At 71.0% G+C, this 13,167-nt stretch carries 8 protein-coding genes and 2 pseudogenes; 2 read left to right on the top strand and 8 right to left on the bottom strand.

Annotated elements, in window-relative coordinates; translation table 11 throughout:
• Positions 1–132: 132 nt before the first annotated feature.
• The 3 genes and pseudogenes from C6361_RS29580 to C6361_RS29570 all read right to left on the bottom strand — a co-directional run.
• Positions 133–1,740: pseudogene (locus tag C6361_RS29580) on the bottom strand (ABC-F family ATP-binding cassette domain-containing protein); the annotation flags it as partial.
• A 613-nt stretch (positions 1,741–2,353) separates the two neighbouring features.
• Positions 2,354–2,980, bottom strand: a pseudogene (locus C6361_RS29575) (transposase); the annotation flags it as partial.
• A gap of 237 nt (positions 2,981–3,217) precedes the next feature.
• A complete protein-coding gene (locus C6361_RS29570) occupies positions 3,218–4,114 on the bottom strand; it encodes a DUF1963 domain-containing protein (protein WP_159079545.1) in 897 nt (298 codons plus the stop codon).
• Between C6361_RS29570 and C6361_RS29565 the strand changes: the two genes are divergently transcribed.
• Positions 4,113–4,382: a hypothetical protein gene (locus tag C6361_RS29565; RefSeq protein WP_107258775.1), complete on the top strand. Its 270-nt coding sequence runs from the start codon at positions 4,113–4,115 to the stop codon at positions 4,380–4,382. The genes C6361_RS29570 and C6361_RS29565 overlap by 2 nt on opposite strands.
• A 9-nt stretch (positions 4,383–4,391) precedes the next feature.
• On the opposite strand, the gene C6361_RS29560 is transcribed toward C6361_RS29565, so the two are convergent.
• From C6361_RS29560 to C6361_RS29540, 5 genes are all read right to left on the bottom strand, one after another.
• Positions 4,392–5,051, bottom strand: coding sequence for a response regulator transcription factor (locus C6361_RS29560; RefSeq protein WP_107269738.1), 660 nt, complete (start codon positions 5,049–5,051; stop codon positions 4,392–4,394).
• Complete coding sequence (locus C6361_RS29555; protein ID WP_107269737.1) at positions 5,048–6,235, bottom strand: sensor histidine kinase; 1,188 nt, start codon at positions 6,233–6,235, stop codon at positions 5,048–5,050. Before C6361_RS29555 ends, C6361_RS29560 begins: the two co-directional genes overlap by 4 nt.
• Complete coding sequence (locus tag C6361_RS29550) at positions 6,232–7,068, bottom strand: CPBP family intramembrane glutamic endopeptidase (protein ID WP_107269736.1); 837 nt, start codon at positions 7,066–7,068, stop codon at positions 6,232–6,234. Before C6361_RS29550 ends, C6361_RS29555 begins: the two co-directional genes overlap by 4 nt.
• Before the next feature lie 298 nt (positions 7,069–7,366).
• A complete protein-coding gene (locus tag C6361_RS29545) occupies positions 7,367–8,173 on the bottom strand; it encodes an SAM-dependent methyltransferase (RefSeq protein ID WP_107258780.1) in 807 nt (268 codons plus the stop codon).
• 226 nt (positions 8,174–8,399) lie between these two features.
• Positions 8,400–9,554, bottom strand: a complete 1,155-nt coding sequence (locus tag C6361_RS29540) for an MFS transporter (protein WP_234359083.1) — start codon at positions 9,552–9,554, stop codon at positions 8,400–8,402.
• Between the two features lie 321 nt (positions 9,555–9,875).
• Here C6361_RS29540 and C6361_RS29535 point away from each other — a divergent pair, with 321 nt between their 5' ends.
• Positions 9,876–13,157, top strand: a complete 3,282-nt coding sequence (locus C6361_RS29535; protein WP_304598513.1) for a BTAD domain-containing putative transcriptional regulator — start codon at positions 9,876–9,878, stop codon at positions 13,155–13,157.
• The last annotated feature ends 10 nt before the right edge of the window (positions 13,158–13,167 follow it).

The following is a 13,167-nucleotide window of genomic DNA, read 5'->3' as shown; positions in this document are numbered from 1 at the left end:
AGGGTTCAGATCAGGCTTTGGATGCCGCGCCACATTGGCCAAATCCCGATGACCGTCGGTGAGGGTTGCCTGCTGTAGGCTTTCCGATCCGGAAAGGCTGACGAAGCCGCCGGGGGCCACGTGGATCTGCGCCGTTGAGGCCGCGGTATCCGCTCGCTCGCGCCACCGCCGATCGTGGGTGACGGTGAGGACGGCGCCGGGGTAGGTGAGCAGCGCTTGCTGGAGTTGCTCAAGCAGTTCGGGAGCCAGGTGGTTCGTGGGCTCGTCCAGCAGCAGAAGATCGCTGGGTCGCGTGACGGCGAGAGCGACTTCGAGGCGCCGACGCTGCCCGACCGACAGGTGCGCCACCGGCCGGCCCAGGTCGTCAGGGTGGAACAATCCGAGGCGCAGCAGTGTGTCCGCAGCGTCCTCCTGATAGGCGGCGGTAGCAGCGGCGAAGACCTCGAGCAGTGTCGCGGGCGAACCGGTCGTGATGTCCTGCCGCAACCATGCAACACGAATACCGGGTCGGTGCCGGACGGTCCCGCGCTGGGGTGCGAGTTCGCCCGCCAAAACGCGCAGCAGCGTGGTCTTGCCCGCCCCGTTGGGCCCCGAGATCAGCAGCCGGTCACCGACCGACACCTCGAGCGACTCCAGCAAGAGCCTCGGCGCCGACCCGTCTGCTCCGAGGTGGACACCGTCCGCGCGGATCAGGGAATCCGCATCGGCGGACGCGGGCTCGGTGAAGGCCGGCGTGAACCGCAGCGGATCGGCGGGCCGCGGGGCGGGGACTGCGCGCAGCCGAGCTACTCGCTCCTTCGCCATCCGGATGCGTCCCATCGCCCCGTGATCTCGGCCGCGTGCCCGGAAGGCGGCGTGGCCGAACAGCGATCTGTCCAGCTTCCGCGGGATCGCGTCGAGCCGGAAGGCGTTGGCGGCGACGAGAGCCTCCTGGCGTGCAAGGTCGTGCCGCCACGCCTCGTACTCGGTCAGCAGCCGCCGCCGTTCACTCTCACGTGCGGTGAGATACCCGGCGTAACCGTCGCCGTATCGGCGCAACGCGCCACCCTCGACATGCACGATGTCGGTCGCGAAACGGTCCAGCAGCGCACGATCATGGGTGACCACAATCAGCGCCCCACGGTGTGCTGCCAGGCGCTCCTCCAGCCATGCGATACCGGCGCCATCGAGATCGTTGGTCGGCTCGTCGAGCAGCAGCAAGTCCGCCTCGGACGCCAGCGCCGCCGCGAGCGCCAGCCTCGCCTTCTCGCCGCCGGACAGCGTGCTCACCAGCCGGGATCGATCGAGACCGCCCAATCCCAGCCTTTCGAGCCCCACGTCCACCTTCTGATCAAGCTGATACCCGTCACGGGCTTCGAACCGGTCAATCGCCGCGCTCAAACCCGCGAGCAGCACAGCCTGCTCGTCGGGGCCGACGTGCCCCAGCCGATCCGCGGTCCGCTGGATCTCGTCCTGCAGCCCGCGAATGTCGGCGAGCAGGTCGTCAAGCGCGGCCGCAACGGTGGCGCTGGGGGTGAATCGCGGTTGTTGTTCGGCGATCGCTATGCCACCGGGCAGTTCGACTTCGCGGTCGCCGGCTGTCAGCCGTACCGTTCCCGCGAGCACTCGCAGAAGCGTGGACTTGCCGGCACCGTTGTCGCCGACCACCGCGATTCGCTCGGTGGGGCCGACGACGAGGTCGACCCCGGCCAGCACGGTGCGTACGGCGAACCTCACGGCTCCGCCACGAATGACGCACACCCGATGCGGGCGCGACGCGGACACCTGGGACAGGGACTGCGGGGTATGGGTCACGGGAGTTCCTCCCCACGGCGCACATAGGCACCGCAGAATCCGCGCTCCTGCGAGCGCGTGAACGTACGGGAACCTCGCGCGGCCGGCGACATGCCTGCACAACGCGCATAGGACCCACCGCGGAGAACCCTCGACGCGGTGTCCCGTACTAAAGAATCAGCGTGCCCACGGAGGCAACGTTAGCAGAGGATCAACGCGGCGCGCCGCCTGATTCCGGCCCCACCGGCCAGACCGCGCCTGGTAGGCGAACAGGCTAGTGCCCGCTCCGATAGACAGGTTCATGAACGCCCGGACGGCACTTCAGCAGCGGATCGAGGCGACCTGGCCGGATGAGCCAGCCAAGGAGAGGAAGCAGTTGATTCCCGTCCGGGCGACAGACGGTCAGTACTGCAACGGCAGTGTCAGGGGTAGCCGTGTCGTCGGTAGTGGCAGAGTCGTGCCTGGTACTGGCGTCGTCGGCGCCATCGGGACCAAGCCCGCACCTGCCCTGCTGGGCGGGGTCGTCGCACGGTCAGTGCGGTGAGCAGTCGTCGGATCTCGGGTACGGTGTAGCCGATCATCATGCCGTTGCTGGCGGCGGTTCCCCTTTTACGGCAGGGGATCGGGCCACGACCAGCCAGGCGTAGGCGGCCATCGCGAGGGTGATGTGGGCGTACCAGGCCCGCCGGTCCCGAACCTGGTACTCGTCCAGACCGGCCTCGTTCTTCGCCTGCTGGAAGCATTCCTCGACCGCCCACCGGACGCCGGCGACCCGGGCGAGGTCGACCAGGCGGGTGCGGCGGGGACCGTAGCAGACGTAGTAGGCGATCTGTCCGGTGGTGATGCTGCGTCGGGCGAGGAGCCAGTGCCCACGGCCGGGTCTCCACCAGGCGGGCACCCGGATCGGCACCCGCGCCCACCAGTACTCGCGTGGCCCGTGAGCACCCAGCCGACACCATGCCTGGGCGGGTAGGGCGGCGATGAGTTGGTCGGTACGAGCGCGTCCCATGCTGGTGGTGGCCAGGTCGTCGTTGCGGCGGGTCGCGACCACATGCGGTATGTCCCGCTCTTTCAGCCACACCCGCAGCGACTTCGACTGGCCATACGCCTCGTCCATCGTCACCCAGCCCACCGGCGCCCCAGCATCGAAGGCTCGGGCGAGCATGGTGCGAGCCGTCTCCACCTTCGTCGCGAACCGCACCGAGTCTGCGGGAGGCTTTCACGCCGTTGATCCAAGGTTCGGCGGTGCACCGGACAGCCGCAGGGCCCGCCGCAGGCAACGACATCGGTGAACCCGGGCCGGACGCCGTCCATGCAGAACGACGACCAGGCACCGAGACGAAAATGTCGGCGTGACCCGTCACGGTCGACACCTGGATGTCCAGAGTGGTAAGTCGACGACGGCCCACGATCTACTCTTCGGATGTCGGTGCCGGCCCCGGGCCTATTCGGTGAATCCGGGGAACGAGCGCATCTTGTCGAAGCGGCCAGCGGCCAGGTCGGCAAAGCTGATAAGAAAGCGTCCGTAGTGGAGGTCCGATTCCGTGGCGAACTGGACGAGTGGCACCCATTCCTGCGTGAACCTGAATTCCTCTTCCTCGAGCCAGTGCCACCTGTCGGAGCGCGGAAGGTCCGGTCCGGTCTTCAGTCGGATCCCGAGTCGTTCACGCGCCATCTGCATCTCGGGGGACTCGGAGCCTCCGATTGTCCAGGTGTAGCCGCCGACGCAGAGTTCCCCTCCGCGAGTCTCCGCCGGCCAGAGCTCGTAGGTCAGTGCGATGAGTTCGTCGGCGTGGGTCAACTCACTGGCGAGCTGCCTTGCGATTTCAGACGCGCCTTCAAGGAGGTCGACCTCCTCGTCATCAGGCTCGAGCCAGTTCGGAAACTGCGGCTCGACCTTGGCAAAAAGCCGGCGCTCCGGTTCGGGGTCCGGGATATCGCGGCCAGACGACGGCGGCGGGACCGTCTCGGTGCCTGCGGGGACGTACAGGATCCGCGCGTACTTTTCGTCGTGGCCGCTGCACATGGCGTCGAAGGCGCCCTCATGATCCAGGAAGAGGAGCAGCGAGCCGTCCACCGGCAAGGGGAGCTTCTCGATCTTCGGAAGCGCCGCGCAGTCGAGGGAAGCGACGAAGGGCAACGGATTCTCGCCGTTGGACGGCCACTCCGCGCCCGCCGGTAGCCGGGGCAGCCCACCGCTCTGCCCGACGACATCTCCGTCCCAGTCACTGCCGGCACCCACCCAGATCGCGAATCGAAGGTGATCGGCGAGCTTGCTGACCTGGGCCACCGGGATGCCCCGCTCCATTGCCTCGTGGCGCAACCGTCCGTAGTAGTCCATGGCGAAGCATGATCGCAGACGGATCGGCCCGCTGATCCACACCGTCCACCAACATCCCTGTACTGAAGACCCGCAGGAAATTATCCTCGGCGGCAACGATCGCCTGGAGGCCACCGCCGCCTTCGAAGGCACGTACCACGGCGACAGAGTCTCCGGTAGCGCCCGGCCCGGGGACTGCCGCGACGGCGGTATCGCCAGCGCCGACCGCAACCGGCCCCGCCACGCCCGGCGTCGTGGTGCTCGTGTGCACGGACACCGCGAGGAGTAGCGGGCCGGCTCAGGTCACCAGGCCCCGGCGGTACGCGTACACCACGGCCTGGACCCGGTCGCGCAGGTCAAGCTTGGTGAGGATGCGGGACACGTACGTCTTGACCGTCTCCTGGCTGATCACGAGTGCCGCGGCGATCTCGCTGTTGGACAGGCCCTCCGCGATGAGGCGGAGCACCTCCAGCTCGCGCGGGGTCAGCGCGCCGCCGTCCGGAGCGCCCTCGGCCGGGCGGATGCGCGCCGCGTAGCGGCCCACCAGCTGCCGGGTCACCTCCGGGGCCAGCAGCGCCGAGCCCGTCGCGACCGTGCGGATGCCGTTGAGCAGCTGCGCCGGTGGGGCGTCCTTGAGCAGGAAGCCGCTGGCGCCCGCGCGCAGCGCCTCGTAGACGTACTCGTCGAGGTTGAACGTCGTCACCACGAGCACCTTCACCGGCTCGGGGACCCCGGCGCCGGCCAGCAGGCGGGTCGCCTCGATGCCGTCGAGCACCGGCATCCGGACGTCCATCACCACCACGTCCGGCCGGAGCCGAGCGGCCAGGCCGACCGCCGCACGCCCGTCGCCGCACTCGCCGACGATCTCCATGTCGGGCTGGGCGTCGATGATCGTCGCGAAGCCGGCGCGGATCAGCTCCTGGTCGTCGCAGACCAGTACCCGGATCGGCCCGGTCACGACGGGTTTCCGGCCGGGATCCGGGCCCGCACGAGGAAACCGCCGCCGGCCTGCGCGCCCGCGCTGAAGTCGCCACCGATGACGGTGACCCGCTCGCGGAGCCCGGCGAGGCCGCGTCCGCTGCCGCCCGGGAAGGCGCCGCCGCGTCCGCTGCCGCCCGGGGACGCGCCGCCGGATCCGGAGCCTTCGGTGCTGATCTCCACGGTCGTCTCCCCTTCCCCGTGGCGGACGTGAACCCTGGTCCGGCTGCCGTGCGCGTACTTCAGCGCGTTCGTCAGCGCCTCCTGCACCACCCGGTAGGTCGCCACCTCGGCGCTGCCGGTCACCGCCGCCGGCGTACCCTCCCGGACAAACTCGACCGGCTGCCCGGCCTGCCGGGTCTGGTCGACGAGGGCGTCCAGGTCACCGACGGGGGGCGTACGCGGTTCGTCGGTGTGGTGATCGGGGTTGAGCAGGTCGAGCAGCTGCCGCAGGTCGCCGACGGCCCGGCGGCCGGTGCCGGTGATCGCGGTCAAGGTCTGCTCCAGTTTGTCCGGGGCGCCGGTCAGGTAGCGCGCCGCCTCTGCCTGCACGACCATCGCCGTCACGTGGTGGGTGACGACGTCGTGCAGCTCCCGGGCGATGCGGGTGCGCTCCGCCGTACGGGTGGCCTCCTCGACATGGCGGCGGCGTTCCGCCTCGGCGGCCCGGTTCTGGCGCAGCCACGCCCCGATGCCCCACGCGAGTGCCAGCAGCAGGTAGAAGGTGGTGAACCCGGTGACGCCCTCACCCGAGCCGAGCCGGTCGAGGGAGATCGCCAGGGGCACGTACGCTGCCGAGGCGAGAGCCGCGACGACCCAGCGGCGCCGTTCCAGGTAAGCGCCGGCGCTGATGAGCGCGATGGCCAGTCCCGTACCCGCGATGGTGTGGTAGCCGCGGAGCTGGTCGATCGCGAAGCCGAGCGACACCAGCGCGAGGCAGACGGCCGGCCACCGACGGCGTACGGCCAGCGGCAGGCACTCCAGGGCGACGACACCGACGGTCAGCGCGTCGTACGGGCGGTCCGGGAGTTCGCCGAGCTGCGTACCCTGCCGCTCCAGAGCCGGGACCACCGTCGCGAGGGCGAGGGCCAGGGCGAACGGGAGATCCCGGACCGTGGTCGGCCACTGCCGCCACAGATCCGGGAGCCTCCGGAGCTTGATCACCGGGTGACTGTAGCGGTTGCCGGGGCCGGCGCCGTGCGGTGGCGGCGCGGGACGATGTGCCCGCGGCGCTTGGCCAGCCACAGGAATACCACGGTCAGCACCACGCCGGCCAGCACCGCGTACAGGCTGCCCTCCGGCCCGAAGGCGCCACCGCTCAGCGCGACCGGCCCCGACGTCGAGGCTTCGAGCAGCCCCTTCGACTCGCCGTTGCCGGAAACCGCGACGCTGAAGATGCCGCCGGCGGCGAAATTCCAGCCGAAGTGCAGGCCGATCGGGACCCACAGGTTCCGGGTGGCGGCGTAGCAGGCGGCCAGCATGAACCCGGCCTCGATGGCGATGGCGGTCGCCCCCCACAGGGTGGCGTCCGGGTTCACCAGGTGGATCGCGCCGAACACCACGCCGGTCAGGGCGAGGGCGATCCAGGTGCCGGTACGCTCCTCGATGATCCGGAACAGCACTCCCCGGAACAGCAGCTCCTCGGTGACGGCGGCGGCCGCCATGAACCCGAGCAGACCCAGCGCTCGCGTCGGCGAACCCCAGCCCTCGACGTGGTAACCGCCGAGGAACGCGATGTTGGCGATGACGGCCGCGAACATGGCGAAGCCGATGAGTGTTCCGCGGCCCAGCTTCCCGCCCCAGCCGTCCTGGCCGAGCTCGGTCGGCTCGCGGCGCTCGGTGCGCCGCACGACCCACCGGTAGACGACCACACACAGCACCGCCGTCACAGCGCCGATAACCAAGGTGAGGAAAGAGTTGCCCTCGACGGCGGCGACGCTCTGCACACCGACGAGGGCGACGGCGGCGACGGCGAGAAGCTGTTTGACGAAGCGCATGATGACTCCTTCGCAGACCGCGACCGGAGCGCCGCGGACACGAAGAAACCTATGGAGTTGCGCCGCCACAATCGTCCCCGTGCGGTGGACACTTGCGGGTAGCTCGCACGGGGGACAAGACCCGCTCCGGAGTCCGGCCACCGGGTCGGACCTGGCGAGATCCGCCGCTCGCCGCGCCCCGTCCGGCCGCGGGACCCAGTACTTCAGCCGTAGCGGCGACAGGAGGGTCGGTGCCAGCGTTCACCTCCGTACCCGCGAATAGGTTGCCCTCGTGGCTGGCCGGCGTCGGGGTCTCAGCTCAGCCGATGCGGCCGACGCCGCCGAAGAGGTAGACCTCCGGCTCGTCGGACTCCGGGTCGGGGCGCCACCGCGAGCACGTGACGACGCCGGGCTCCAAAAGATCCAACCCGTCGAAGAAGCGTTCGAGCTCCACCTTCGTCCTGGCGCGGATCGGCGTGCCGCCGCGCTCGGTGGTTTCCCGCATCACGCGCAGCATCGGCTCGCCGTGGATCTCCGCGGTGGAGTGGGTGAGCACCAGGTAGCTGCCGGCGGGCATCGCCCGCACCAGCTGCGCGACGGAGCCGTACGCCACGTCGTCGTCCATGAGGTGGTTGACGACGCCGAGGAGCATGAGCCCGATCGGCTGCGAGAAGTCGAGCGTCTGCCGCGCCGACGCGAGTATCGTGTCCGGCTGCCGCAGATCGGCCTCGACGTAGTCGCAGATGCCTTCCGGTGCGCTGTTCAGGAGCGCACGCGCATGCACCATGACGAGGGGGTCGTTGTCGATGTAGACGACCCGGCAGCCTGGGTCGAGAGCTTGCGCGACCTCGTGGGTGTTCTCCGCCGAGGGGAGCCCGGTGCCGACGTCGAGGAACTGTCGGATGCCGGCATCCTCGACCAGGAACCTGACCACGCGCTTGAGGAACGCGCGCTCGGACCTGGCCCCGACGGGGATGTCCGGGATGTGTGCGATCACCTCATCGCCGACGGCCCGATCGACCGCGAAGTTGTCCTTGCCGCCGAGCCAGTAGTTCCAGATCCGCGCCGAGTGCGGAACCGTGGTGTCCAGTTTGGAGTCCGAGCGGAACTCCCGATCCTCGGTCATGACGGCATTCTTCCGTACCGAAGGCGCGGTGACGCAAGTAGGGCGGCGGGGGCTGTTGCGTTCCCGGTTCGACCGGACCGGGCCTGGCGCGACCTGCGCAGCCTCTACGGGCGCGGCCAGCGGCGTTGGCAGCTCAGGTCAGATCGTACGGCCCGCTATCGATCCTGATAGCGACGGCGAACGGTCGGCACGAGACCTGGTCGCCGCGCCGCCGGCTCTGCACCGGTCAGAGTGACAGCGTCACGGCGATCGCCGGTCCGAACGCGACGCTGAGCAGGTAGGCGAGGTTGAACAACCCCAGGGCTTCGGCCTCGTGCGAGGCGGGCACGACGCCGGCCGCTCGCAGGGCGAGCACGCCTTGGCCGGTCGCGGCGGCCAGGGAGCCGAGCGCCATCGCCGCGAGCAGTAGCGGTACGACGGTGGTGACCGCCGCCAGCAACGGCGCGGCGGCGCCGGCGGCGAGCAACGCGGCGGCCACCACCCGGTGCGGCACCCGCACGGACGCCGCCACCAGGAATCCCGATCCGAAGCCGCCGAGCAGGTACGGCGCCAGCAGCACGACTCCGCTCAGGGTGCCGTCCCATCCCGCGTGCTCTCGCAGCAGATCCGGCGCGGCGTAGAGCACGGCGAAGTTCGCCACAGCCAGTCCGAAGGCCAACGCGCACGCCGCGAGGAACCTGCCGTTACGTGCCACCGCGACGGGCGGGAAACCGTCGGGGCGCACCTTCGTCCGGACCACGAGCAACAACAGCAGCGCGACGGTGGCCGGGCCGGCCACCAGCGGCCGGTGCGGAGTGAGAACCGCCGCGGTGACCAGCATGGCGAGGAGAGCCGTGCCGAGGGGATCGAACGACGCCGGTACCGCGTCCGGCGGTGACGCGCCGCGGCGAGCCGCCGGCACGGCGACCACCGCCAGCAGTGGCAACGCCAGCGCCGCCTGCCAGGAGAAGGAGTCGGCCACCAGCGCGCCGGTCAGCGGACCGGTGGCACCGACGACCGCCAGCGACGCGGCAACCACCCCCATCCGCCGAGCCGAGCCGGCCAGTTTCATGGCCGTCACTGTGAGCCCGGCAGACCCCAGCGCCTGCACCGCCGCACCGGCCACCAACACCGGTACGCTCGAACTCAGCACGAGGAGGACCGTCCCCGCGCCCACCAACGCGGTCGCGACGGTCAGGACCGCCCGTACGCCGCGGCGCGCCAGCAACGCCGCCAACAGTGGTGTTCCCAGCGCGATCCCCCAGCCGAAGGCCGTCACGCCGGCGGCCGCTGCCTCTTTCCCGGTCCCCATCGCCCGCGCCAGGTCGTCGAGGACCAGGGCCGGCGCGGAGATCCCGTACGACAGCGGGCCGGCCAGCAGGGCGAGCCAGGGTGTGGACACCCGCTCCGGTCCGGGCTGTCTGCCGTGGCGAGCGGCCGCGTCGCGTTGTAGGTGATCCATCGCAATCCTCCGCTGTCGGTCGGTCGGTTGGATCGAGCCTGCCCAGCGCCCTTACCGTCTACTGACGGTCGCCTGACGTACGCGTCGGGCAGGCATGGAAACCTGCCGCCGCCCGTCCAACGGCGGGCGCGGACGCAGCCGCGGGCAGTCGGCGCTGGTCGGGCGGAGCCGCTTCCGCGTTCTGCGCATCACCGTGACGTCGGCGCGGGTCCTGGTCAGCGGTGCCGACGGACGGCGGAGCCCGCTGGCCGGGACAGCTGGATGGCTAGGGTGAAAGCTGTGCGCTTCGGGGTGCTGGGTGGGATCGCCGTGTGGACGTCCGACGGCGAACCCGTCACCGTGCCCGGCCTGAAGGTTCGCGGTCTCCTGGCTGACCTGCTGGTTCACGAGGGACGCCCGGTGACCGCCGATCGCCTGATCGAGGATCTCTGGGGTGACGAGCCCCCGGGCAACGCGCTGGGGGCCCTGCAGACCAAGGTGTCGCAGTTGCGCCGCGCGCTGGAGGCGGGTGAGGCCGGTGGCCGTGCGCTGGTCGAGTCCGGTGACGCCGGCTACCGGCTGCGGACGTCGGCGGAATCGATCGACGCCGTACGCTTCACCGCGCTGTTGGCACGGTCGCGCGGGCAGCGGGAGCCGGCGCAGCGGGCGGCGACGCTGACCGAGGCGCTGTCGCTCTGGCGCGGTTCCCCGTACGCGGACTTCAGCGACGAGCGATTCGTCCGCCAGGCGGCCGAGCGGCTCAACGACCAGTATCTGGCCGCGCTGGAGGAACTGGCCGAGGCGCGGCTCGCGCTCGGTGAGCACCACCTGCTCGCCGGCGAGCTGGCCGACCTGGTCGCACGCCACCCGTGGCGCGAGCGACTACGGGCCGCGCACCTGCGCGCCCTGTACGGCTCGGGGCGCCAGCGTGACGCCCTGGCCGCCTACGAGCGGTTCCGTCGGCAACTGCGCGACGAACTGGGCATCGACCCCGGGCAGGAGCTGGCCGAGCTGCATCGGGCGATCCTGCGTCAGGACCCCGCGCTACAGCCGCCGGCACCACCGCTGAATCCGGCCCGAACCAACCTGCCGGCACCGCTGTCGCCAGGCCCGTACGGCGGACTGATCGGCCGCGACGAGGCCGTCGAAGCGGTACGGGAGCGTCTGGCGAACGGGCGGCTGGTCACCCTGACCGGTCTCGGCGGGGTAGGGAAGACCAGGCTGGCGCTCGAGGCCGCGCGAATGCTCGCCGACACGTTCCCCGCCGGAGTGTGGCTCGTCGAGCTGGCCGGCCAGCCGCACTGCGGCGACCCGGCGACCTGCACCGAGGTCGTCGAGACGGTGGCGGCGACGCTGGAGATCCGGGACGACAGCCCGCCCGGCGACCGACCACGTGAGCCGACGGACCGGCTCGTCGCCGCGCTGCGGGACCGGCGAATGCTGTTGCTGCTCGACAACTGCGAACACGTGGTGGAGCCGATCGCCCAACTGACCGAGAAACTTCTCGGCGCCGCGGCCGACCTGCGCATCCTGGCGACGAGCCGCGAACCGCTCGGGATCGCCGGCGAGGTCGTCTTCCCGGTGCCGCCGCTGGCCCTGCCGGAGCCCGGAGCGACCGCGGAGCAGATCGTCGAGACCCCGGCGGTCCGGCTCTTCGTAGCCCGCGCCCGCGCCATCGAGCCCGGGTTCAGCGTGGACCAGGAAGACACGGAGACCATCGCCACCATCTGCCGGCGTCTCGACGGAGTGCCGCTGGCGCTGGAACTGGCCGCGTCCCGGCTGCCGGTACTCGATCCGAACGAACTGGCGACGCGGCTCGACGATCGCTTCCGGCTGCTGTCCTCCGGCCGGCGGACCGCGCCCCCGCGCCAGCAGGGGCTTCGCGCGATGATCGACTGGAGTTGGGAGCTGCTGTCGCCTCCGGAACGCGCGGTGCTGCGCCGGCTGGCGGTCTTCGCCGACGGCGCCACCCTGGCGACCGCCGAGCAGGTGTGCTCGGCCGGGCAGGTGTCCCCGGACGACGTGCTCGACGTACTGGCGCGCCTGATCGACCGGTCACTGGTCATGGTGCGGCACGGGGAGAGTCCGCGACGCTACCGGCTGTCGGAGACGGTGGCCGCCTACGGTCTCGACCAACTCGACAGCGCCGGCGAACTGCCCGAGACCCGTCGCCGGTACGCCGCCTGCTTCGCCCGTCTCGCCGAGCGGGTCACCGGACGGCTCCGGGGCCATGACCAGAGTTGCGCGCTCGGCGAGCTCGACGCCGAGAACGCCAACTTCCGGGCGGCACTCGACGTCGCCGCCACCGACGGGCACGCCCGCGCCGGATTGACGCTCGCCACCTCGTTGACCTGGTACCGGCTGCTACGAGGCCGTTTCGGAGAGCTGAGCCGGTCACTGCGTACGGCGTTGGACATCGTCCCGACGAGCGAGGAGGATGTCGCGCCGGACGCCCTTCGCCGACAGGCGGACATGTGGCTGGTCGCTCTCGCCACCCGGGACGGTGACCCGGCCGCTCCCCGGCAGCGGGTCCTGGCGAGCTACCCGGACGCCGACCTGCCGGACAGGGCGTTCGCGCAGTGGCTGTTCGCCTCCATGATGCTCGGCTCCGGTGACCCGGGCGAGGCCGCCGTACTGGTCAACGCGGCGTTGGCGGCGTTCCGCGCCCACGGCGACCGGTGGGGCATCGCCGCGGCCTGTGCCACCCGGGCCGACCTCGCGCTCGTACTCCGCAGCGATCTGTCCGCCGCCCAGCGGGACTGCGAGGTCAGCCGGTCGTTGTTCGCACAACTGGGCGACCGCTGGGGTCAGGTGCATCCGACGAGTCTGTTGGGGAGTCTGGCGGAGATCCGTGGCGACTACGATCGTGCCGAGTCGTGCCACCGCGAGGCGCTGCGCATCGCCGAACACCTGCGGCTGTGGACGTTGGTGTCCCGGCAGTTGGCGAACCTCGGTCGGCTCGCCCTACTGCGGGGCGACTACCAGGAAGCCGTTGCCTGGCATGACCGCGCGTTACAGGTGGCGCGGGAGCAGTCGAGCCGGTCCGCCGCCGCCTTCGCCGGTACCGGACTGGCGATGGTAGAGCGCCGGCGGGGTGACCTCGACGCCGCCGAGACCCGGCAGCGGGACCTGCTGCAGTGGAACCGGCACGCGGGCTACCTGCCCGGCTGCGCGCTCACACTGGCCGAGTTGGGGTTCATCGCCGAACACCGCGGTGATGCCGCCCTCGCTGAGCGTCGCCACCGTGAGTCGCTGGACGCGGCGCGGGCCACCGGAGACCACCGGGCCGTGGCCCTGGCTCTTGAGGGCCTGGCCGGCGCCGCCAGCCTCGCCGGTGACCATCGCCGGGCCGCGCGGCTGCTGGGCGCGGCCCGGACGCTGCGCGAGGCAGCCGGAGCGCCGCTGCCCGCCGGCGAGCAGCATGACGTACGGCGCATCACCTCCCGTCTCCGCGAGGCGCTCAGCGAGGAGCAACTCGCTGCCGAGATGCGTCGCGGCGCGCGGCTCGACCTCGACGAACCTGCGCTCGACGGCATCGGTAAGAGGACGGTCAGCAGTCGGTAAGCCTGCCCGG

This window comes from Plantactinospora sp. BC1 (assembly GCF_003030345.1).
Classification (GTDB): Bacteria; Actinomycetota; Actinomycetes; order Mycobacteriales; family Micromonosporaceae; genus Plantactinospora.
The sequence above is the reverse complement of the archived record's forward strand: the minus strand, read 5'-3'. Positions and strand labels throughout refer to the sequence as shown.